The 20,530-nt window shown below is 60.9% G+C and carries 20 protein-coding genes and 1 riboswitch; of the genes, 8 read left to right on the top strand and 12 right to left on the bottom strand.

All coding sequences use genetic code 11. The annotated features are described in order from the left end of the window. Positions 1 to 12: 12 nt before the first annotated feature. Complete coding sequence (locus V3W39_RS17260) at positions 13 to 357, top strand: hypothetical protein (protein ID WP_177043467.1); 345 nt, start codon at positions 13 to 15, stop codon at positions 355 to 357. A 9-nt stretch (positions 358 to 366) separates the two neighbouring features. Here the strand turns inward: V3W39_RS17260 and V3W39_RS17255 are convergent, their stop codons facing one another. The 5 genes from V3W39_RS17255 to V3W39_RS17235 form a co-directional block, all read right to left on the bottom strand. Further along, a complete protein-coding gene (locus V3W39_RS17255) occupies positions 367 to 3,096 on the bottom strand; it encodes a LuxR C-terminal-related transcriptional regulator (protein ID WP_330212998.1) in 2,730 nt (909 codons plus the stop codon). A 282-nt stretch (positions 3,097 to 3,378) separates the two neighbouring features. Then, positions 3,379 to 4,743, bottom strand: a complete 1,365-nt coding sequence (locus V3W39_RS17250) for a DUF1329 domain-containing protein (RefSeq protein WP_330212997.1) — start codon at positions 4,741 to 4,743, stop codon at positions 3,379 to 3,381. Positions 4,744 to 4,786: 43 nt separating this feature from the next. Then, entirely contained in the window at positions 4,787 to 6,670 is a 1,884-nt protein-coding gene (locus V3W39_RS17245) for a DUF1302 domain-containing protein (protein ID WP_177121595.1), read from the bottom strand. 330 nt (positions 6,671 to 7,000) lie between these two features. Continuing rightward, on the bottom strand, positions 7,001 to 8,683 hold the full coding sequence (locus tag V3W39_RS17240) for a fatty acid--CoA ligase (RefSeq protein WP_177114490.1): 1,683 nt from the start codon (positions 8,681 to 8,683) through the stop codon (positions 7,001 to 7,003). A 131-nt stretch (positions 8,684 to 8,814) separates the two neighbouring features. Further along, positions 8,815 to 9,447 (bottom strand): LysE family translocator, encoded by a 633-nt coding sequence (locus tag V3W39_RS17235; protein ID WP_330212996.1) that lies wholly within the window; start codon positions 9,445 to 9,447, stop codon positions 8,815 to 8,817. 87 nt (positions 9,448 to 9,534) lie between these two features. Here V3W39_RS17235 and V3W39_RS17230 point away from each other — a divergent pair, with 87 nt between their 5' ends. From V3W39_RS17230 to V3W39_RS17220, 3 genes are all read left to right on the top strand, one after another. Continuing rightward, positions 9,535 to 10,497 carry a 2-hydroxyacid dehydrogenase gene (locus V3W39_RS17230; RefSeq protein ID WP_442968407.1) on the top strand — a complete coding sequence of 321 codons (963 nt, stop codon included), beginning with the start codon at positions 9,535 to 9,537 and terminating at the stop codon, positions 10,495 to 10,497. Positions 10,498 to 10,527: 30 nt separating this feature from the next. Beyond that, positions 10,528 to 11,526: a class I SAM-dependent methyltransferase gene (locus tag V3W39_RS17225; RefSeq protein WP_010170534.1), complete on the top strand. Its 999-nt coding sequence runs from the start codon at positions 10,528 to 10,530 to the stop codon at positions 11,524 to 11,526. A gap of 50 nt (positions 11,527 to 11,576) precedes the next feature. Continuing rightward, a riboswitch (yybP-ykoY riboswitch) is annotated at positions 11,577 to 11,698 on the top strand. A gap of 87 nt (positions 11,699 to 11,785) precedes the next feature. Beyond that, the gene (locus V3W39_RS17220) at positions 11,786 to 12,370 is read left to right on the top strand and encodes a TMEM165/GDT1 family protein (RefSeq protein ID WP_003216166.1); all 585 of its coding nucleotides are present in this window, start codon (positions 11,786 to 11,788) and stop codon (positions 12,368 to 12,370) included. A gap of 160 nt (positions 12,371 to 12,530) precedes the next feature. Here V3W39_RS17220 and V3W39_RS17215 read toward each other — a convergent pair whose 3' ends face one another. Then, positions 12,531 to 13,349: a M48 family metallopeptidase gene (locus V3W39_RS17215; protein WP_177043461.1), complete on the bottom strand. Its 819-nt coding sequence runs from the start codon at positions 13,347 to 13,349 to the stop codon at positions 12,531 to 12,533. A gap of 253 nt (positions 13,350 to 13,602) precedes the next feature. Here V3W39_RS17215 and V3W39_RS17210 point away from each other — a divergent pair, with 253 nt between their 5' ends. Then, a complete protein-coding gene (locus V3W39_RS17210; RefSeq protein WP_177043460.1) occupies positions 13,603 to 15,741 on the top strand; it encodes a methyl-accepting chemotaxis protein in 2,139 nt (712 codons plus the stop codon). A gap of 130 nt (positions 15,742 to 15,871) precedes the next feature. Here the strand turns inward: V3W39_RS17210 and V3W39_RS17205 are convergent, their stop codons facing one another. The 3 genes from V3W39_RS17205 to V3W39_RS17195 are packed head-to-tail and all read right to left on the bottom strand — an operon-like array spanning position 15,872 to position 16,979. After that, the gene (locus V3W39_RS17205) at positions 15,872 to 16,492 is read right to left on the bottom strand and encodes an SOS response-associated peptidase (RefSeq protein ID WP_003216163.1); all 621 of its coding nucleotides are present in this window, start codon (positions 16,490 to 16,492) and stop codon (positions 15,872 to 15,874) included. A 36-nt stretch (positions 16,493 to 16,528) separates the two neighbouring features. Next, positions 16,529 to 16,789 carry a putative signal transducing protein gene (locus tag V3W39_RS17200; protein ID WP_010170538.1) on the bottom strand — a complete coding sequence of 87 codons (261 nt, stop codon included), beginning with the start codon at positions 16,787 to 16,789 and terminating at the stop codon, positions 16,529 to 16,531. 10 nt (positions 16,790 to 16,799) lie between these two features. Further along, positions 16,800 to 16,979, bottom strand: coding sequence for a CPXCG motif-containing cysteine-rich protein (locus tag V3W39_RS17195; protein ID WP_177043459.1), 180 nt, complete (start codon positions 16,977 to 16,979; stop codon positions 16,800 to 16,802). Positions 16,980 to 17,123: 144 nt separating this feature from the next. On the opposite strand from V3W39_RS17195, the gene V3W39_RS17190 reads away from it, so the two are divergent. Further along, positions 17,124 to 18,287, top strand: a complete 1,164-nt coding sequence (locus tag V3W39_RS17190; RefSeq protein WP_177043458.1) for a 1-acyl-sn-glycerol-3-phosphate acyltransferase — start codon at positions 17,124 to 17,126, stop codon at positions 18,285 to 18,287. Between the two features lie 107 nt (positions 18,288 to 18,394). Here the strand turns inward: V3W39_RS17190 and V3W39_RS17185 are convergent, their stop codons facing one another. Further along, entirely contained in the window at positions 18,395 to 18,652 is a 258-nt protein-coding gene (locus V3W39_RS17185; protein WP_177043457.1) for a hypothetical protein, read from the bottom strand. Positions 18,653 to 18,833: 181 nt separating this feature from the next. Here V3W39_RS17185 and V3W39_RS17180 point away from each other — a divergent pair, with 181 nt between their 5' ends. After that, positions 18,834 to 19,043 carry a hypothetical protein gene (locus V3W39_RS17180; protein WP_177043456.1) on the top strand — a complete coding sequence of 70 codons (210 nt, stop codon included), beginning with the start codon at positions 18,834 to 18,836 and terminating at the stop codon, positions 19,041 to 19,043. A 57-nt stretch (positions 19,044 to 19,100) separates the two neighbouring features. Here the strand turns inward: V3W39_RS17180 and V3W39_RS17175 are convergent, their stop codons facing one another. Next, positions 19,101 to 19,685, bottom strand: a complete 585-nt coding sequence (locus tag V3W39_RS17175) for a YajG family lipoprotein (RefSeq protein ID WP_010170546.1) — start codon at positions 19,683 to 19,685, stop codon at positions 19,101 to 19,103. Between the two features lie 184 nt (positions 19,686 to 19,869). On the opposite strand from V3W39_RS17175, the gene V3W39_RS17170 reads away from it, so the two are divergent. Then, positions 19,870 to 20,103 carry a hypothetical protein gene (locus V3W39_RS17170; RefSeq protein WP_177043455.1) on the top strand — a complete coding sequence of 78 codons (234 nt, stop codon included), beginning with the start codon at positions 19,870 to 19,872 and terminating at the stop codon, positions 20,101 to 20,103. A gap of 8 nt (positions 20,104 to 20,111) precedes the next feature. On the opposite strand, the gene V3W39_RS17165 is transcribed toward V3W39_RS17170, so the two are convergent. Further along, positions 20,112 to 20,432, bottom strand: coding sequence for a hypothetical protein (locus tag V3W39_RS17165; protein ID WP_141629498.1), 321 nt, complete (start codon positions 20,430 to 20,432; stop codon positions 20,112 to 20,114). Between the last annotated feature and the right edge of the window lie 98 nt (positions 20,433 to 20,530).

Below are 20,530 nucleotides of genomic sequence, written 5' to 3'. Positions count from 1 at the left end.
AGGGATTGAGACATGCGCACATTCTGGAAGTGGTATTTGCAGTTGCTGGAAAATGATTTCAGCACCCAGGTCTTCGATAACGTGAAGAACCTGCTGGTGTGTGCGTTGCTGTTTGCCGCAGGTACCAACGCACTGGCCGGGAAACATGAGCTGTTCCTCGGCTTCCTGGCGTCCAGTGTGGCCGGATGGGGCTTGATCGTGGTTTCAAGCGCGCTGATGGTGCTGAATGTCAGCGACGGAATCCGCAGGCTCGCCAAGCTTCGTTATCACTTGGTCCTGCAACTGCTGCTTATCCTGGTGTATGTGATGGTGGCGGAACGGGTGGTGGAAATCGTCTGGGGTTTTCGATCCCATTGATCGAGGCGCCTAACCCAACAATCCCATTTCCTGGGCCCGTGCCACTGCCTGGGTGCGCCGTTCCACTCCCAGCTTGCTGTTGATATGGCTGGCGTGGGTTTTCACGGTGTGCAGGGAGATGAACAGCTGATTGCTGATTTCCTGGTTCGAGCAGCCTTGGGCAATCAGGTGCAGCACCGCCAGCTCGCGGGTGCTCAGGGTCTCAAGGGTGTGGGGGTTTTCAATCACCGCCACTTGCGGCAAGAGTGCCAGCAGGCTCTGGTTCAGCAGGCCATGGGGATCGCGCGAAAGCTGCTCCCGCGTCCAGTCCGGATAGCGCTCCAGCAGGCGCTGGAAAGGTTGCATCGCGCCACCCGCCGCGGCTTCAAGCGCCCGAACGAACACCGCACGGGCCAGCGTTTCCTGGCCTCCGTCCAGCAATAGCAATGCCTGCTGGGTCAACGCCATGAGGCTGATCATCTGCCGGCCGCTGTTATGGGCCTGGCGAGCCAGCTCGTCGAGCCGTTGCAGCGAGGCCGCCGGTTGATGACGGATGGCTTCAAGCGCCGCCTGCTGCAGCTCGATATGTTGCGGCAGGTGCGGGTGAAACTCCGGCGCGGCAGCAGCGTGTTCGCCGTTATAGGTTTGCCCCAGGCGCGTCAGCCAGGCGTCGGCCAAGTCGGTGCGGCCCTGGGCCAGCCACAGCTCGCATTTGACCAGGGTGATCATCGCCAGGTAGAAGATCGGCGGCACGTCCCAGATGTGCATCAAGCGCTCAGCCTCGGCCAGCTCGGCAAAGGCCATGGGGAAATCGCCACGGCGGCCTTCGAAGCTGGCGATCACGCAATGGCCGATCAGTACGCTGATATCCCGGCAGGCCCGCGCCTCGGTCAACCCGGCGCGCAGGCGAGCCAGCCCGGCCTCGGGCTGACAGCGCATCAGCAGCAGGTAACCTTCATACAACGCCAGGCGGGCACGCACGGCGTACAGCCTTTGCGGCGCCAGGCCTTGCAAGCGTTGCAGGCCCTGGCGCACTTCATCCAGGGAACGCAGGATCTCGCCGCGGGCCTGCAGCACCCGTGCGCGGTCGTAATGGGCCAATGCCTCGAACAACGGATTGCCGACCCGCTGCGCCAGTTCCAGGGATTCGCGATTCAGGCCACGGGCGCGCCACAGGTCGGCATCGACGATGGCCAGGTTGGACAGGGTCGACAGGCACATCAACCGCTGGCCATAACGCTTGTGGGGCAGGCTTTCCAGGGCTTCGCTGCAATACAGTTGGGTCAGCTCGCGATCGCCACGGCCCCGGGCGATGATCCCGCTGAGGGCCAGCCACTGGGCCAGCATCGACTTTTGCGCGGTGGCCGAAGGCGCCGGCAAGAATCGGCTGAGGTGGCTGGCCAGTTCCTGCGCAGCGTCCAGTTGGCAAGCAAGCCCCAAGGCCCAGCTGTAGAGCACGATCAGGCGTGGCGTGCTCATCAACAGGCTGTCGGGCAAGTCCATTTTCCAGCGCAGCAGCATGCCGACGTTTTGCTCCGCCAGCAGTTGTTCTTCGGAAAGGTTCTGTACCAGGTTTGCCGCCACATCCAGGTGGCCCGCACGCAGCGCCTGCTCCACCGCCTCGTCGATCAAGCCCTGAGCATTGAACCAGCGACAGGCCCGCAGGTGCAGGCTGGCCGCCGGCAATACGGCATTGCTCGCACGACGGGTGCGCAGCAGGTCGGAAAACAGATGGTGATAACGGTACCAATGGCCCTGCTCATCCAGCGGCACCAGGAATACCTGGTGGGCTTGCAGGTAGCGCAGGATTTCCGTGCTGTCGTGGGCTTCGCGCACGGCGTCGCACAGTTCGCTGCAAAAGCGCTCCTGGGAGGCGGTGTCGTAGAGAAACGCCTGGACTTCAGGGGGCAGGCAGTCGATGACCTCTTCCAAAAGGTAATCGCGGATCAGCCCTTCCCCGCCGTGCAAACCCTGGGGCAACGTGCCTTCGCTGCCGGCCTCGGAAGCCGCCAGCAGCCAGAAACGCAGGCCGGCCACCCAGCCTTCACTGCGCCGGATCAGGTTATCCAGGGCTTCGCCACGCAATGAACTGCTGTGGCGGTCCAGCAGGGCCAGGGATTCGGCATGGGTCAGGCGCAAATCCTGCTCGTGCAGTTCCAGCAAATGCCGGGACAAGCGCAGGCGCGCCAGGTGCCAGTCCGGGCGCTGGCGGCTGGTGACCAGCACCAGCAGGCCGTCGGGCAGATGATTGAGGAAAAATTGCAGGCAGCGATCGAGTACCGGGCCTTGCGCCAGATGATAGTCGTCCAGCACCAGCAACAGCGGAGACTGGGTGGACAGGTGCACCGTCAGTTCATCCAGCAGGCCGTCGAGCCACTCTTCAAACGCAAAGGGTTGATGCCGCTGGCGCATTTTCAGCAAGCCCAGGGACTGGGCGCCCAACTGCGGAAAGTATTGCTGCAAGCCGTCGAGCAGGCGCTCAAGGAAACGTCCCGGATCGTTATCGCGGGGGCTGAGCCCCAACCACAGGCTTTGCCAGTGGGCCGGCAGGCTCTGGCAGAACTCCACCGCCAGCGAACTCTTGCCGAACCCGGCCGGCGCGCTGACCAGCAACAGACGCCCGGCCAACCCTTCACTCAGCCGTTCGCACAGGCGCGGTCGCAACACATAGCCGTCAGGCAGTGGGGGTCGATAGAAGCGACCTTCCAGGGTCGGAATTACCGCGCTGGCAGGCCCTTGAATTCGGGACAGATCAGTCATCGCCGGGCTCTTGTAGAAGGCTGTTGTCGGCATTGCAGATGTCCGCAGACTAGCGGTAAAAGCGGCAGCTTTGTAGATCTTTGCAACAAATGTCTGAAAAAGACTACAACAAAAAATATCCGGCGGACCTGGCTCAAATATTCCAAACGCCCCAAATAAAAGGTGGGAGCCGGGCTTGCCCGCGATGGCGGTGTGTCAGTCGATACATCCGTTGACTGACACACCGCCATCGCGGGCAAGCCCGGCTCCCACATTCGAGGATGCGGCCTCGTTTACAGCACGTTAGCGAACACCATCTTGGCGCAGGGCCGCCGGGGTGAAGTCGCTGGTGGTGGCGGTGAAGCCGAAGTCATAGGCCTGTTTCTCTTCGTTCTTCATGCCCAGTGCCAGGTAGCGGCCGGACTGCAGGTCGTAGAGGGTTTCGAGGGCGTACCACGGCACTTGCTTGTCGTAGTAGTTCTCGGCATGGGCTTCAGCCACGCGCCACAGTTGGCCACGACCGTCGTAGTGGTCGATGACCGCGGCCTGCCAGGTGTCTTCGTCGATGAAGAAGTCACGCTTGGCGTAGATGTGGCGCTGGCCTTCCTTCAGGGTTGCAACCACATGCCACACACGACGCAGCTCGTAGCGAGCCAGGTCCTGGTTGATGTGGCCGGCCTTGATGATGTCGACATACTTGAGCTTCGGATCGTCGAGCTTGTAGCTGTTTTCGGCGATGTACAGTTCCTTCTTGCCTTCCAGTTTCCAGTCGTAGCGGTCCGGTGCACCGTTGAACATGTCGAGGTTGTCGGAGGTACGCAGGCCGTCGGCGGCGGTACCCGGGCCGTCATACGACACTTGCGGCGCCCGGCGCACACGGCGCTGGCCGGCGTTGTAGACCCACGCCGAACGCGGTTCTTTCACCTGGTCTAGAGTCTCGTGCACCAGCAGTACACCACCGGCCAGACGTGCCGGCGCGGTCACTTGCTGTTTGAAGTAGAACAGGATGTTGCCCGGGTTTTTCGGGTCGTAGTCCTTCATCTTGTCGCGGAACACGAACTGGTCGCGAAAGTACACCAGGCTGAACGAGCCGTTGGTCTGCGGCGTGGCCTGGGTCACCAGGCGGGTCACGCTGCCGCCGCGATAGCGGGTGATGTGGTTCCAGATGACTTCCACGCCGCTTTTCGGAATCGGGAACGGTACGGCGGTTTCGAAGTTTTCCAGGCCGTTGCCGCCGGACACCAGGTTGGTGCTGGTGGCGTTTTTCTTGATGGCAGCGAACACATCAGCCGGTACCGTGGCACCGCGATGGGTCGGGTAGACCGGCATCTTGAAGGTGTCCGGGTAGCGCTTGAACATCGCGTACTGCCCCGGCGCCAGCTTGTCCTTGTACTGCTCGACGTTCTGCGCAGTGATGATGAATTGCGGTTGTTCGCTGGCGTACGGGTTGGCCAGGAAGCCACGGGCATCCACGGCTCCGGCGTTGGTTGGCAATGGCGACCATTTAGGGATGGTGCCGGCCGCGTTGCCGGCCATTTCAGCGCCCATCGGCGTCAGGGTCGTGCCCAGCTTGGCGGCTTCATCCGCCGAGACTGCCGCCATGACGCTGCTCGCCATGATCGACAGCCCCAGCACACCCACCTGCAACAGATTTTTAGTTATTTTCATGTTCTGGTTCTTCCTTAAAACATACTGCTTAAAGAGAGTGTGCTTAGAAGTTCACGCCAACGCTTAAGGCGACAAAGTCGCGGTCGTCCACGGTGCTGAAGTCACCACCGAAGAAGTTGGTGTAGTTCAGACTCGCGGTGTAGGTGTTCTGGTATTCAGCATCCAGTCCGAGGCTGACCGCCTTGCGGCCTTCCTCGAAGTTGCCGCCAGGGCCAGGTGAGTAACCTTTGACGTCATGGGACCAGGCGACGTTGGGCTTGAGGTTTACACCGGCAAAGACGTCCGGGTATTCCCAGATCGCCCGGCCGCGGTAGCCCCAGGAAGTCGCCGTGGTGAAGCCATCATTGTTGCAGTTGGTATTCAGGCCATTGGCGTTAGGCAGGCCAGCGCCCTGGGCAGTGGAGTTGTTGAGCGCAGGGCACGCGCCGTTAGGCAGAGTACCTGGGCCGAACACCGGGTCCCGTCCGTAGCGAACTTTGGACTTACTCTCCAGCCCCCCCACATAGGTCATGCCGACTTCGCCCACCAGCGTCAGACGGCTGGCGCCCATGACCTGGTCGAAGAAGTGGGTGAACGTGGTTTGCAGTTGGGTGATTTCCTTGCGGCGGTAGCCATCCAGGTCCTGCCCCGGAACCCCTTTCAACAGCGAGGCGTTGCCCAGCAGCGGCCCGCCCAAAGGCACCACGCCGGCATACAGGATGTCGGTAGAGTTCAACTGCACCGGCGCATTCGGCCGATAGCTCAATTCACCGCTCCACGCCGTACCGGTAGGCAAGGTGGTGGAGAAACTCAAACCGTAGAGACGAATGTCTTCAGGGTAATCAATAAAGTAGTTGGAGTTCCCCGCCACAACCAACGGCGCAAGCGCACCAAAAGGTCCTAGCCCACCCGCCCTGATGCCGTCATAAACCGACTGCGGAGCACCATGTGCACTGAATATCGGTGCACGGCTGTGATAGTTCATGAAATACGCGCCGAACTCGGTATCAAGCGGCTCAAAGTTGTAGTGCAGGGCCACACCAAACTGGCCGCTATCCCGTGCATTGTCGTTCGGTCCACGGCGTACCAGTACACCCTCGTTGTTTACATCTACCCCGTTTCTTGCGAGCAGCGGCAACGTGAGCCCTGGAACCGGAATCGTCGAGCGCTTGTTCAGCACCCGCAAGTTGTCGTTACAGCCGGTGGTAACAATGTCTGGCTGCGAGAAAAATGTGCCGCAGTTGTCCGTAACGGTCTTGTCCCAACCAATCTGATAAAAGCCTTCGGCCGACAGGTTGTCGGTCAAGGTCTGAGACAGGTAGAACATGTTGACCGGAATCAGGCCTTCCTTGATCTCGGCCCCCGGGCGACGGAACGCGGCCACGTCGATCGGGTTGATGGCGTTGATACCGCCACCAATGAAGGTGCTCTCGCCCCAGCTCACGACCTGCTTGCCCAACCGCACGGAACCCGGCTCATCGCCAATCGCGTAGTTGTGGTAGACGAAGGCGTCGAGAATCTGCCCGCCGGAAGAGCGGGCGCCTGTCGGGCGGTTGTTGTCGCTGATGTTCTTGAAGTCGAGGTCGTCGTCTTTGAGCTTGAAGTCATACCAGTACTTGCCCCGGACAAACACGCCGGTGTCGCCGTATTTCAACTCGAGGTCATGGATACCCTTGAAGATCTTCGAGAAGGAATCGCCCTTGTCAAAGTTCAGGTGACCGTCATCCGAGGTTTGCGACAACCCCCTGCCGCCGTTGTTGACGCCAATCAGGTCTTTGTTGCGACCCGCCGTCGACCAACTGGCCCCGACCGACAGGGACGAGTCAAAGCTGCCTTCGATTTCACCGATGTTGAAACTGACGCCGAATGCGGGCCCGGCGAGCGTAGAGGCGAGGCTGACGGCCAAAGGCAGTTTCGCCCGGCGCCAGAACTGGTGTGCTGAGATCATCGACGCTACTCCATGTGCATTATTGTTATGGCAGTGAGTCGTTTCTAAGGGCTTGTAACGGCCGGAATACAACGATTCCAATGCCGGGTGAACACATGAACCCGCCAGGCTCACAGCACCGCACCTTGAAAAACTCTGGGATGGACTATAGCCAGCAGGGGGTACCGCTTGATCCCTCTAAAGTGTGATTTGCATCACCAACCCGTCTGCCACAGTCCTTTCGCCATGCTGGCGAAGGCCAACGCGAGAAGGATGGCTGAAAATTGGCAAATCACAAGTGAAGGCTTGAACTAGAGCGCTGCCGTGCCCGAGAGGGCACGGCAAGCGGCGTCAGAGGGTCGAGAGGAAGGTGCTGTTGTTGGCCTGCCATTCAATGATGTCAACACGGATACGTTTTTTGTCGAGCTTGCCGACACTGGTCTTGGGAATTTCCGTAACAACGGCGATCTGGCTTGGAATCGCCCACTTGCTCAAGTGGCCCAGTTCCACGAACGGCTTGAGATGCTCCTTCAGCTCCTTGGCCCCTATCACATGGCCATCACGCACCACCAGCAACGCAAACGGGCGCTCGCCCCACTGCGGATCGGCAATCCCCACCACCGCTACTTCGCGTACCGCCGGGTGGCGGCTGACCAGGTCTTCCAGCGCCAGGGAGGATATCCACTCGCCGCCGGTCTTGATCACGTCCTTGATGCGGTCGCGGATATCGATCACGCCAAAGGCGTCGAGGGTGGCCACGTCACCGGTGTGCATCCAGCCGCCCGCCCACAGCTCCGCGCCCTTTTCGGGCTCGTTGAAATAGCCTTCGCTGAGCCACGGGGCGCGCAGTACCAACTCGCCCTGGGACTCACCGTCGGCCGGCAGGAAGTTGCCGTCGCCGTCGATGATCGCCGCCTCCACCAACGGCCCGGGCACGCCGGCCTTGATGCGGTAGGTGGTGCGTTCGTCTTCGGTGCCGGCCATCAACTCTTCATTGAGGTGCGCGCAAGATACCAACGGCCCGGTCTCGGACATGCCGTACGCGGCCGTCAGCTGAATCCCGCGGGCCTTGGACGCTTCATACAGCGAACGATTGAGGGCGCTGCCGCCGATGACGATTTTCCAGCCTTTGAAATCCACGCCCTGGCCGGCCTTGGCGTTAAGCACCATCTGCAGGATGGTGGGCACGCAATGGGAGAACGTGACCTTCTCCTTGCGCCACAGCTCCACCAGGTATTCGGGGTCGTAGCGACCGGGATAGACCTGCTTCAGGCCAAGCATGGTAGCCACATACGGCAGGCCCCAAGCGTGCACATGGAACATCGGGGTGATCGGCATGTAGACGTCGTTGGTGCCCAGCAGGCGCACGCTGTCGACGCTGCCCATGATGGTCGCCACACCCATGGTGTGCAGCACCAGTTGACGATGGGTGAAATACACGCCTTTGGGATTGCCCGTAGTGCCAGTGGTGTAGAAGGTGGTGGCGACGGAGTTTTCGTCGAAATCCTGGAAGTCATACCGCGGGCTTGCCGCCGCCAGTAACGTTTCGTACTCACCCACAAGGTTGGGCAGCTCGGCGGTTTTTTCCGCGCCGTCGGTCAGCAGCAGGGTTTTCTCGACGGTAGTCAGGTGGCCGGCGATGGCCTGGTAGAGGCCCACAAACTCACTGTTGACCAGCACAAAGCGGTCCTCGGCGTGGTTCATGGTGTAGAGAATCTGTTCCGGCGACAGGCGCACGTTGATGGTGTGGATCACCGCGCCGATCATCGGGATGGCGAACATGCATTCCAGGTAACGATGGCTGTCCCAGTCCATCACGGCCACGGTATCACCGGCCTTGACCCCGGCTTCGGTCAGCACATTGGCCAGGCGGGCGACGCGCTCGATCAGGGTCGGATAGGTATAACGCAACTGGTCGCGGTAGACGATTTCCCGGGTCTTCTCGTAGCGTGTCCCGGACATCAACAGGCGTTTGATCAACAGCGGGTATTGGTAGGCGCCTTCGGCGGGCGGGATAACACGAGTCTGCAACATACGAATCCCTTATCTGACTGCACGGTCTTGGCTGAAACATCTGCACTGTAGAGCGCTTATGTTTCAGCCAAATCAGCCAAAGGAATGATTTGCAGAGCCCAATGAATGCTAGCTTTACGCCAGCATCCGGCTTATTTCATGCTGGTAAACGCCAGCTTCACACCGATGGCAATCAGCACCGCGCCCATCGTCCGATCAAACCAATGCCCCATCCGCGCAAAACCGGCGCGTACGCGTTGCTGGCTGAACAGCATGGCCACCAGGCAGAACCAGATCGCGGTAGCCACGGCCAGGTACACGCCGTAACCGGCCTGGACCGCCAGCGGCGTCTGGGGATTGATCACCACGGTAAACAGCGACAGGAAGAACAACGTGGCCTTGGGGTTCAAGCCGTTGGTGACAAACCCCGACGTGAACGCCCCGCGTGCGGTGCGCTCGCCCACTTCAAGGTGCAGGTCTTCTTCACTGGCAGGCTTGGCCGGCTGGGCGCGCAGGGCCTTGAAGCCGATGTACAGCAGGTAGGCCGCCGCCGCCCACTTCAGCGCGTTGAACAGCACGATGGACTGGGACACGATCAGGCCGATGCCCAGCAGCGAATACCCCACGTGCAGGAAAATCGCCGAGCCGACGCCCAGTGCCGTCCAGGTGCCGGCACGTCGGCCATGGGTCACGCTTTCACGCACCACCACGGCGAAATCCGGGCCAGGGCTGGCCACCGCCAACAGGTGAATCAGTGCCACGGTCAAGAACTCGGTGAGGTACATGCACACTCCAGGAAGTAACTGATTATTTCATCTGATAGGCTCGGCAGATTACGCCTTCGAACCTCGTCGCAAAAGGTACAGTTGATAATGAACAATCGTCGCGCCGTCTTCCTTGATCACCCTTCCCTGGACCTCGGGGACCTGGACCTCAGCGGGTTGCGGGCCATCTTCAGCGAACTGAGCCTGCATCAGCAGACCACCCCGCAGAACGTTGTAGAACGTCTGCAAGGCGCACAGGTAGCCATCAGCAACAAGATCGCGCTGAATGCCGAGACCCTGGCGGCCTGCCCCGAACTGAAGCTGATCCTGGTGACCGCCACCGGCACCAACAACGTCGACCTCGCCGCCGCGCGCGCCCACGGCGTTACCGTGAGCAATTGCCAGGGTTACGGCACGCCGTCGGTGGCGCAGCACACGATCATGCTGCTGCTCAACCTGGCGACACGCTTGAACGACTATCAGCGAGATGTGCAGGCAGGGCTCTGGCAACAAGCCAAGCAGTTCTGCCTGCTGGACTACCCGATCGTCGAGCTGGAAGGCAAGACGCTCGGCCTGCTGGGCCATGGTGAATTGGGCGGTGCCGTTGCGCGCCTGGCTGAAGCGTTTGGCATGCGGGTGATCCTCGGCGCGATCCCGGGACGCCCTGCCCGTGCCGATCGCGTGCCGCTGGACGAGTTGCTGGCACAGGTCGACGCGCTGACCTTGCACTGCCCGCTCAACGAACACACCCGCGATTTTATCGGTGCCCGCGAACTGGCGCTGCTCAAGCCCGGCGCGTTTATCGTCAACACCGCCCGCGGTGGCTTGATCAACGAACAGGCACTGGCTGATGCCTTGCGCAGCGGTCATCTGGGCGGCGCGGCGACCGACGTATTGAGCGTGGAACCGCCGGTGAACGGCAACCCGCTGCTGGCCGGCGACATTCCGCGCCTGATCGTCACACCCCACAATGCCTGGGGCAGCCGCGAGGCCCGGCAGCGGATCGTCGGCCAATTGATCGAAAACGCCGAGGGTTTTTTCAGCGGCGCCCCGCTGCGCGTCGTCAGTTGATAAACTGCGCCCCTTTTCAAGGAGCAGACCATGGATCCGCGCAGTGAAGTACTGCTTCGTCAGGCCGAACTTTTTCAAGGCGACGTGCTGCTGGTGGGCTTGCCCGCCGACGACCTGCTGGGCCGCCTGCCCAATGCCCATGGCTGGAGCTGGCACGCCGGCGACCAGGCCGCACTGGACGCACGTTTTGCCGAGCGCAGCCAGTTCGGCGTGAACGTGCCCGAGCGTTCGTTCGAGACGGCGGTGGTGTTCCTGCCCAAGTCCAAGGACCTCACCGACTACCTGCTCAATGCCGTGGCGGCGCGCTTGCCCGGCAAAGAGCTGTACCTGGTGGGGGAAAAGAAAGGTGGCATCGAAAGCGCGGCCAAGCAACTGAACCCGTTCGGCAAACCGCGCAAGCTCGACAATGCGCGGCACTGCCAGTTGTGGCTGGTGACCGTGGCCAACGCCCCCGAGCCGGTAGCGCTGGAAAGCCTGGCACAGGTGTTCGAGGTGCCGCTGGCCGAAGGGCCGCTAAAAGTCGTGAGCCTGCCGGGCGTGTTCAGTCACGGGCGCCTGGATCGCGGCACCGCACTGCTGCTGGAACATCTGGATAAATTGCCGAGCGGTCACTTGCTGGATTTCGGCTGTGGGGCAGGCGTGCTCGGCGCGGCGGTCAAACGTCGTTATCCGCATAACACGGTCACGATGCTCGACGTGGATGCCTTTGCCGCCGCCAGCAGTCGCCTGACATTGGCCGCCAATGGTCTGGAAGCCGAGGTGTTGACCGGAGATGGCATCGACGCTGCGCCGATGAATCTGAATACGATTCTGAGCAACCCGCCGTTCCATGTCGGGGTGCACACCGATTATTTCGCCACGGAAAACTTGCTGCGAAAAGCAGCCAAACATCTGGCAAAAGGCGGCGAACTACGCCTGGTTGCGAATAGCTTCCTGAAGTATCAACCGCTGATCGAAGAGCATCTGGGCGTGTGCGCAATCAAGGCAGAAGGCCAGGGTTTTCGCATTTACCGTGCTAAGCGCGGCTGAAATCTTTTTCCAAAAGAAGGCTTGCCGAATGGATTTTGCCTAGGCAGAATCCGCTCCGTCCTAGGGGAGTAGTCTCCCACGAGCGCCACGCTCGTCCGGCATACGTCAACATACTTGGTCAACAGGCCATGGCGTATGCGACCCAGGAGTCCGCACAGACGGACCGGGGTTTGACAAGACCTATGACACGAACACCTTACCCGGGGCGGGAAGGCTGTACGTGTCATAGCCGTGTCGACCCGCCCCTGGAACTTACCTGATGCTGGATTCTCTGCTCGTCCCTACCGCAATCGTTGCCTTGGCCGAAATTGGCGACAAGACGCAACTGCTCGCACTCATTCTCGCTGCACGCTTTCGCAAACCCTGGCCGATCATCGCCGGCATCGTTGCCGCGACCCTGGCCAACCATGCGGCGGCCGGTGCCGTGGGGGCCTGGTTCGGGAGTTTCTTCTCGGATGCGGTGCTGCACTGGATCCTCGCGGCGAGCTTCTGCGCCACGGCACTCTGGACCCTGGTACCCGACAAACTCGACGATGACGAAGCCAGTACTTCCCGCAAGTTCGGGCCGTTCCTGACCACGCTGATTGCGTTCTTCCTCGCGGAAATCGGCGACAAGACCCAGATCGCTACCGTGATGCTCGCGGCGCAATACCCGGAACTGTGGCTGGTGATTATCGGTACTACCTTAGGGATGTTGATTGCCAACGTACCGGTGGTGCTGGCGGGGAATTTTGCGGCGGACAAACTGCCGCTGACGCTGATTCGTCGCTTGGCGGCTACGGCGTTTTTCATCCTGGCAATCGTTGCGGTGTACAAGGCCATGCAGAGCAGTGGCTGGATCTAGACACGACCCCATGTGAGGGCTGGGCTTTTGTGGGAGCTGGCTTGCCTGCGATAGCATCACCTCGGTGCAACTGACACACCGAGGTGCCTGCATCGCGGGCAAGCCCGGCTCCCACACAAGCCGGGCTCCCACATTCAGATTTGCATTTCAGCCTTATAAATCAGGACTTTTTGGCCTGCTGATACAACGGCATCACCTTCGGAATCGCCGCCTGCAATGAGGCGATCCGGCTGTCGGAAGCCGGGTGAGTGCTCATGAACTCAGGTGGCGAGCCTTCCGAGGCCTTGGCCATTTTGTTCCACAGGGTAATCGCCGCGTTCGGGTTGTAACCCGCGCGTGCCGACAACTCCAGGCCGATCAGGTCCGCTTCGTTTTCATTGCTGCGGCTGTTGGGCAAGGTCATGCCGTAGTTGGCCACGGTATCGGCCAACGCCATGCTGTCCTGACCCAGGCCGAACAAGGCGCCGGCCCCCTGCTTCGCCATCTCGATACCGTAGGCCTTGGACATGGCTTCGCGACCATGTTCACGCAAGGCGTGGGCAATTTCATGGCCCATCACGGCGGCGAGTTCATCGTCGGTCAGCTTGAGATTATCGATCAGCGCGCTGTACACGAAGATTTTGCCGCCAGGCCCGCAGTTGGCGTTCATCTCGTCACTTTTGATCAGGTTCACTTCCCACTTCCATTGCGCCGCATCCGGCCGGAAAGTAGGCGCCTGGGCGATCAAGCGGTTGGCAATCGCCTGCACGCGCTTGGCGTTGGCGCTGGTCTTGTCCACCAGGCCTTTGCCGCTGGCTTCACCCAAGGTCTGCTGGTAGGACTGCGCATACATCTGGTCGACTTCCTGGCTCGACAACATGCTGAACATGTACTGCTTGCGCTCAACCCCCACGGCGCCGCCGCTGGTGGTGTTGACCGACTGGCAACCGGCGAGCAATACCGCCGCGCCCAATGCACATACCGCTACTGTCTTTTTCATCAACCTGCTCCCTGAAAACATGGCGCGTATCGTAGTCGGCCAATTGTATCGACGCCAGATACAACAGACGTGTAGCCGCCTATTTTCAGATACATCCCACACTGCCGCAAAAAATTCATAAACCGCCGGCGACCTTTCCATTTGCGACATTCGCCGATCCGGCGCAGTCATTTTGAGGGTATGACCCTAATGCCTCCCCCGCTCGCGGCCGATATAAAAAAGCAGCCAACCTCCCCCTGCGCCCGGAGCCGTCATGAAGTTCAAGTCGATTCAATTTTCTGTCGCGGCACTGGCCGGGGCCATTGTGCTGAGCGTGGTCGCGGTGTTGGTGCTGTACGCCTTGTTCGCGGGAGCGCGCACCCAGGAGATGGTGCAGGAACGCACCCAGGGGCAATTCGAACAGATCATCGAACAACGCCTGACCGCGCTGGCGCAAACCCAGGCGACGCTGATCCAGCGTGAACTGGAAGCGCCGCTGGTAACGGCCAAGGGCCTGGCCACCGCCAACGCCCTGATGGGCATGAAAGACGCCAATGGCAACCCGCAACTGGCGGTCTCCCGGGAACAACTGATCAACCTGATCCACGAAACAGTGGTGCGCAACCCTAAGATTCTCGGTGCCTATATCGGCTGGGAAGCCAACGCCATCGACCACAACGACGCCGCCTATGTGAACAGCCCGGTAGTCGGCGTCGAAACCAACGGCCGCTTCCTGCCCTGGTGGTTCCGCAATGCCGACGGCAGCCTGGGCCTGGATAAACTCGCCGACGTGGCCGACCAGACCATCCTGTCCACCGGCGTGCGCGCCAGTGAGTACTACCTGTGCTCCAAGGAAAGCAAAAAACCCTGCGCCATCGACCCGGCTCCCTACAAAGTGGGCAACGCGATGGTCATGCTCGCCTCGTTTATCGAACCGATCATGATCGACGGCACCTTCCAGGGCATCGTCGGTGCCGACCTGTCGGTGAACTTCATCCAGGAAATGCTCACCAAGGCTGATCAGAATTTGTACAACGGCGCCGGCGAACTGGCGCTGATTTCCAGCAACGGTCGCCTGGTGGCCTACACCCAGGACGCCAGCAAGCTGGGGGAAAAAGCCAGCGACCTGCTCGACAGCAACGAACTCGCCAATCTCAGCCAGCTGAAGGTCGGCGAAGTGCGCTACGACGTGGACAAGGAACACGGGCATATCGAGCTGTTCCTGCCGTTCAACATCGGCCAGACCGACGCCCGCTGGACCCTGATGCTGCAACTGCCCCTGAGCGCAGTCATGGCCGACTTGCAGGCCATGCAACACGACCTCGACGCCCAGCGCAAAACCGATATTTTCGGCATGGCCGTGGCCGGGCTGCTGATTGCCGGCATCGGCTTGCTGGTGATCTGGCTGGTGGGCCACGGCATCGCCCGGCCGCTCAAGCAAATGGTGGCGATGCTCAATGACATCGCCCAGGGCGAAGGCGACCTGACCCGGCGCCTGACCAGTGATCGCGCCGACGAACTGGGGGCGATTGCCAGTGGCTTCAATACATTCCTGGCCAAGTTGCAGGGGATGATCACCCAGGTGGTGAGTTCGGTGCAGAAGGTCAGCGACTCGTCGGAACACACCGCCGACATCGCGATTCGCACCAACCAGGGCGTGCACAAGCAAATGGTCGAGATCGACCAGGTGGCCACCGCCGTGCACGAGATGACGGCCACCGCCCAGGATGTGGCGCGCAATGCCACCCAGGCCGCCCAAGCCGCCAGCCACGCCGACCAGGCGGCGAGCCAGGGCATGCAGATCGTGCGCGACACCTCCACCTCCATCGGCGCCCTCGCCCAGGAAATCGGCAAGGCGGTCGGTGTGGTGCAGGCGCTGGCCAAGGACAGCGAGAACATCAACGCCATCCTCACGGCGATTCGCGGGATTGCCGAGCAGACCAACCTGCTGGCGCTCAACGCAGCCATCGAAGCGGCGCGGGCCGGTGAGCAGGGGCGTGGATTCGCGGTGGTGGCGGATGAGGTGCGCAACCTGGCGCAGAAGACTCAGAAGGCCACTGAAGAAATCCAGACCATGATCCAGCAACTGCAGCAAGGCACGCGCGACGTGGTGCGGGTGATGGAAGACAGCCAGAACCGTACCGATGAAAGCGTGCAACACGCAGCCAAGGCGGCCCAGGCGCTGGAGACCATTACCCAGGCGGTGTCGGTGATCAACGACATGAACACCCAGATCGCCAGCGCCGCCGAGGAGCAGAGCGCGGTGGCCGAGGACATCAACCGTAACGTGATCAATATCGGGCAAGTGGCCAACGAAGTGGCGGGCGGTGCGGATGAATCGAGCGCGGCCAGTGCGGACTTGACCAAGCTGGCGGAGCAGCAGCGGCGGTTGATCAATCAGTTCAAGGTCTGAGGTTATTGGGTGAAGTTCAGGGCCTCATCGCAGGCAAGCCAGCTCCCACAATTTGAATGTATTCACAGATCAAAGGTGGGAGCTGGCTTGCCTGCGATAGGGCCCTAAACCCCAGCACAAACCTGCAGGCTTAACCCGGCGTCAGACACTCCGGCCCATTGAGCTTCGGATCGTTGACCATATTGGCCAGCACCCGCTCGCGCAACGCGGTGGGCTCACTGGCCAGCAACGCCTGCAAGGTGTGCAGCGGTGTCTCGGGGTTCAACCAGGCGGCCTGCCCCGCCGCATCCAGAATCAACGGCCGACGCTGACTCTGCGCGGCCTGGGTCACCACTGCGGTACTCAGCCACACCTGCTCCTGCACCGGGTACGCTTCCCAGATCGCCGCAAAGAACAGCGTGCTGCCCTCCCCCGGCGTCAACCAGTAAGGGCGCTTGCGTTGAGTGCCGCGCCATTCGTAGAACCCGTTGGCCGGCAACAGGCAGCGACGCTGGCGAAAGGCCTCGCGAAACATCGGTTGCTCCGCCAGGGTTTCGGCCCGGGCGTGGGCCGGGGTGCGGGAAAGATCAGTCAACCAGGGCGGCGTCAGGCCCCAGCGCGCCCGCGCGAGGGTGTGCTGGCCGTCGCTCAGGCGCTGGATCAGCACCGAATCATTGGGGGAAATATTCCACTGGGCCTGCTGGTCGGCCGGAAAGCCCGGCAAGGCAGCAAACGCGGGGTTCCAGCGAAACAGGGCATAACGTCCACACATGGGGCAACACGACTCTTGGAGAAACTGGCCGACAGCCTAACAGACCAACACGTCGGGGAAGCTGTCGGGTTCATCCCCGGGCACCGGTTGCGCACCGTTGTAGGCGGTGATCAACTCACGGGCGTAGGCGGCCTGGTCGTTCTCCACCGCCAGGGCCAGCAGGCCGTAGATCGGCAGTTCGCCAGTGCCGCCGAGCAAATCGCGCCCCACCAGGTGCGCAGTGATGCCCTCGCTTTCGAGCATGCCTTGCAGCAGCTCACCTTCCATCAGGTTTTCCGGCTCGTAGATTCGCTGCATGGGCGTACCTTTATTCGTTCTCGCTGCGCACTTCGAGCATCCATTCATCGCCGTGAATCTGCAGGATGAAGGTAATGGGCCGGCAGCATACCGGGCAGTCTTCAATGTATTGCTGATCGCCTCCGGACAGATCCAGTAACGCCGTGACTATCTCTCCACAATAAGGACATTCGTACGACTCCTCTTCCATCGCGGTCTCCCAGGTGACTTGTGCGTATAATCGCCGGTCTATTTACAGGGCTATTTTTCGTCCCGGCCAATTGCCCGGACCACGCCCTGATATTTATTGTTCCAAACCTTTACTTACCCTAGCCGTTTCTAACAAGAGAGCATGATGGGCGAATTCGATACCATCCGACCTTACAACGACAGCGAAGTCCCGGCAGTGCTGGCCCGACTGTTCAGTGACAAGGCCTTTCTGGACATCCTGACCCACTTTCGCTTCCCGCGCTTTGCCGGCGCCTTTGGCTGGCTGCTCAAGCCGATGATCGCTCATAAACTGCGCCGTGAGTTCGCCGGCGTCACCACCGTGGCCACGCTGCAGGACAAAGTCGAGTTTTACGTCGACCACACCATCGAGCGCGCGACCGACGGCGTGACCTATACCGGCGTGGAGCAATTCAAGTCCGGCAGCGCCTACCTGTTCCTGGCCAACCACCGTGACATCGTAATGGACCCGGCCTTCGTCAACTATGCCGTGTACCACGCCGGCCTGCCGACGCCACGCATCGCCATCGGCGACAACCTGCTGCAAAAGCCGTTTGTCAGCGACCTGATGCGCCTGAACAAGAGTTTTATCGTGCACCGCTCGATTACCGGGCGCAGAGAGAAGATGGCCGCTTATCAGTTGCTGTCGGCCTACATCAACCATTCGATTCGCAACGACTGCCAGTCGATCTGGATCGCCCAGGCCGAAGGCCGTGCCAAGGATGGGGATGACCGCACTGAGTCGGCGATCCTCAAGATGTTCCACATGAGCCGCAAGGACGAGCCGTTCGCCGAGGTCATCCAGTCACTGAACCTGACGCCGGTGTCCATCAGCTACGAATACGACCCGTGCGACGCCGCCAAGGCCCGCGAGCTGTACATCCGCGCTACCACCGGCACCTACAGCAAGGCGCCGGGGGAAGATGACGTGAGCATTGCCTTGGGCATCACCGGCTACAAGGGCCGGGTGCACGTCAACTTCGCGCCGCCGATCACCGAGGCGTTCGAAGACACCAAACTGCTGGCGATCGAGATGGACCGGCAGATCCTGGGCGGTTATCGGTTGTTCCCGGTGCATTACCTGGCGTACGCCCAATGGAGCGATGCCGACCCGCAATTGCAGGTGCCGACCGCCGCCGAGGTATTCCCGGCGGATGAGCTGGCCAAGGCAAAAGCGGAATGGGAACGGCGCTTGAATGCGTGCCCGGCCGAGCATCGGCCGTATCTGGTGCTGCAATACGCAACGCCGGTGAGGAATCAGTACCGGGTTAAAGCGGGGATCGCCCTGTAATGTGGGAGCGGGCTTGCCCGCGATGACGGAGTGTCAGCCCCCGAATCTATCGGCTGACTCACTGCCATCGCGGGCCAGCCCGCTCCCACATCTGTTTTAGGGTGCTCTTACAATCGGGTACTGATCCACGACACCAGCAACGCCAGCCCAAGACAGACAAACCCCAGCCGGTAAAACAGGCGATGGGTACGCTGCGTCAGCACATCCAGCAACAGCATCGGTTGATCAATGGCGCGCAGTTCGCTTTGCGCGGCAAGTCTTTCCATCGCGCGCTGTTCACGCAGGCGCGTGACAAACAGCAGCCAGGCCGCCGGGCACGCCAGCAGCAGGGCAAGGGAATTGAGCAGTAGTGCGGTCAGCGACATCGCAAACCTCGACGTATCAGTGTCTTGGTATCAGTTCAGATACAAACCTGAATGATATGCGCCGCCTGCGCCTGATTGCTCCTTCCCCATTGACGGATAATGTATCCAGTAATTTACAACGTCACCTGAACGTCACCTTAACAAGCCACTCTGTTGCCCTTCGAAAGCCCGGGAGCTTGTCATGTTGCACGCGCAAAACCAGGATCGGCTGTATCTGATCGCCCAAAGCGATGAGCAAGAGGCGCTGGTAGGCGGCCTCGCGTTCAATGTGCAGGACCGCCACTGGCTGGTGTATTGCGCCCTCGGCGGGCATCAGCATGCCGACCTGCCGGAGCTGGACTTGCTCACCGGTGTGAGTGTGCTGGACTTTTATGTCGAAACGGCTGCATGAAAACTGCAGGCGTAAAAAAACCGGGCTCAGTGATGAGCCCGGTTTTTTTATGAGCGGTTATTGCGAGCTGAGCAGCGAACCGATGCTCGGGTCCTTGAACAGGCGCGTCAGGGCATCGCTCAACACATCGCTCACCAGCTTGGTGTTGGTTTCCTGGTTCGGCGCCATGCCGAAGCGCTGGTCCAGGGATGCGCCGTAGCGGCCGCTGTAGCGACGGGTGCCGGCGGTCACGTCGGACTTGAAGGTCGCGCCGATGGTGGCTTCAGTCACGTACAGGCCTTCCTTGGGCGACTGATACTTCAGCTCGGCCAGGGTAATGGTCAGTTGTGGAGCACCCGGCGAGTTGGCCGGGGTGAAGCCCAGCAGGCGCACGGCCGCTTCGGCCTGGGCTTGCAGCTTGGGCAGCACGTCGGCACCGGTCACCGTGATGGCGCTGGTTTCCGGGTACAGGCCGCCACGGGTGCCGAGGGTCGGCGACGGACGCCCGTCAACCACACGCACCGACACCGGCTGGCCATGGCCCACTGGCGCCAACTGAGTGGTGATTTTTGGTTGCGGGCTGAGTTGTTGCGGGCTGTGGGCGCAGCCAACCAGGGTCAAACTGGTCACAGTGATCAAACCGAACAACAGGCGTTGCAACATACTCATTTCTCCAGGACTAGATGCAAACAGGGCGCCAGTATAACGGCGAGCGCTCGCCACTCACCAGAATTCCTGAACGACGGCTGAACTGTCGGCGAAATTACAATTTTCACACAGAACCGTCACCTCAATGTCATGCCAGACTGACAACCTTTGCAGCATGTAACGAACCGGGTACAAAACCATGCGCCTTCTCAAATCATTGTTCTTTTCCCACACCAGTCATCGCCATTTTGCCCTGCTCGATGCCCAAGGTTGCTGCCAGGCGTTCAAGCAGTGCAGCCTGCCGCCCGTCGGCGAAGGCTGGGTCGAAGTCGAAGAGCCCCGCCTGAGCTGGATGCACCGCCCGCTGCCCGCCAGCGCCCGCGTCAGCCCAGCGGTTTCGCAGGCGCAGCCACGGCACGCGTTGGCCTCCTGACCAGACTGCTAATAAAAGTCATTAAACACGTCCATTTGCGCGCATTTCTTCGCTACAATCTCCCCCCGATTATAAGGACGTCTCCTGATCGGGCCTCGCAGCATCGCTAATGCGCTTGTATTAGCTCCCCGCACCGCCCACAGAGAGCCGCCCACACAGATCGAGTGAAGCTGGCGAGCTTGCTGTTTTCTCTGCAAACCATCGTCTTTACCCGAATCTGCCAGAGCTGCCATGCGCTCGGCCACTTGAGTTGTTTGCCCGTTTTGCCGCTTGCCGGCAGTGATCTCGGGCCAGGTGCCAGGCTGGGGCAGCCCTTTTTTGAGGTTCACGTCTTCAAAAGAGCGTGAAAAAAACGGGTTTTCACAACTTCACAAGAGTGTGGCGAGCAAATGAATAGTTTTGCGTTTGTACAAGCACCATCAGCGTC

It is taken from the genome of Pseudomonas sp. Z18(2022), assembly GCF_036346535.1.
Taxonomy (GTDB): Bacteria; Pseudomonadota; Gammaproteobacteria; order Pseudomonadales; family Pseudomonadaceae; genus Aquipseudomonas; species Aquipseudomonas yamanorum_A.
The sequence above is the reverse complement of the archived record's forward strand: the minus strand, read 5'-3'. Positions and strand labels throughout refer to the sequence as shown.

Bases quoted from the DNA above. Each gene is read 5' to 3' on its own strand.
- V3W39_RS17260 (WP_177043467.1), top strand. From the start codon at position 13: ATGCGCACATTCTGGAAGTGGTATTTGCAGTTGCTGGAAAATGATTTC.
- V3W39_RS17255 (WP_330212998.1), bottom strand. From the start codon at position 3,096: ATGACTGATCTGTCCCGAATTCAAGGGCCTGCCAGCGCGGTAATTCCG.
- V3W39_RS17250 (WP_330212997.1), bottom strand. From the start codon at position 4,743: ATGAAAATAACTAAAAATCTGTTGCAGGTGGGTGTGCTGGGGCTGTCG.
- V3W39_RS17245 (WP_177121595.1), bottom strand. From the start codon at position 6,670: ATGATCTCAGCACACCAGTTCTGGCGCCGGGCGAAACTGCCTTTGGCC.
- V3W39_RS17240 (WP_177114490.1), bottom strand. From the start codon at position 8,683: ATGTTGCAGACTCGTGTTATCCCGCCCGCCGAAGGCGCCTACCAATAC.
- V3W39_RS17235 (WP_330212996.1), bottom strand. From the start codon at position 9,447: ATGTACCTCACCGAGTTCTTGACCGTGGCACTGATTCACCTGTTGGCG.
- V3W39_RS17230 (WP_442968407.1), top strand. From the start codon at position 9,535: ATGAACAATCGTCGCGCCGTCTTCCTTGATCACCCTTCCCTGGACCTC.
- V3W39_RS17225 (WP_010170534.1), top strand. From the start codon at position 10,528: ATGGATCCGCGCAGTGAAGTACTGCTTCGTCAGGCCGAACTTTTTCAA.
- V3W39_RS17220 (WP_003216166.1), top strand. From the start codon at position 11,786: ATGCTGGATTCTCTGCTCGTCCCTACCGCAATCGTTGCCTTGGCCGAA.
- V3W39_RS17215 (WP_177043461.1), bottom strand. From the start codon at position 13,349: ATGAAAAAGACAGTAGCGGTATGTGCATTGGGCGCGGCGGTATTGCTC.
- V3W39_RS17210 (WP_177043460.1), top strand. From the start codon at position 13,603: ATGAAGTTCAAGTCGATTCAATTTTCTGTCGCGGCACTGGCCGGGGCC.
- V3W39_RS17205 (WP_003216163.1), bottom strand. From the start codon at position 16,492: ATGTGTGGACGTTATGCCCTGTTTCGCTGGAACCCCGCGTTTGCTGCC.
- V3W39_RS17200 (WP_010170538.1), bottom strand. From the start codon at position 16,789: ATGCAGCGAATCTACGAGCCGGAAAACCTGATGGAAGGTGAGCTGCTG.
- V3W39_RS17195 (WP_177043459.1), bottom strand. From the start codon at position 16,979: ATGGAAGAGGAGTCGTACGAATGTCCTTATTGTGGAGAGATAGTCACG.
- V3W39_RS17190 (WP_177043458.1), top strand. From the start codon at position 17,124: ATGGGCGAATTCGATACCATCCGACCTTACAACGACAGCGAAGTCCCG.
- V3W39_RS17185 (WP_177043457.1), bottom strand. From the start codon at position 18,652: ATGTCGCTGACCGCACTACTGCTCAATTCCCTTGCCCTGCTGCTGGCG.
- V3W39_RS17180 (WP_177043456.1), top strand. From the start codon at position 18,834: ATGTTGCACGCGCAAAACCAGGATCGGCTGTATCTGATCGCCCAAAGC.
- V3W39_RS17175 (WP_010170546.1), bottom strand. From the start codon at position 19,685: ATGTTGCAACGCCTGTTGTTCGGTTTGATCACTGTGACCAGTTTGACC.
- V3W39_RS17170 (WP_177043455.1), top strand. From the start codon at position 19,870: ATGCGCCTTCTCAAATCATTGTTCTTTTCCCACACCAGTCATCGCCAT.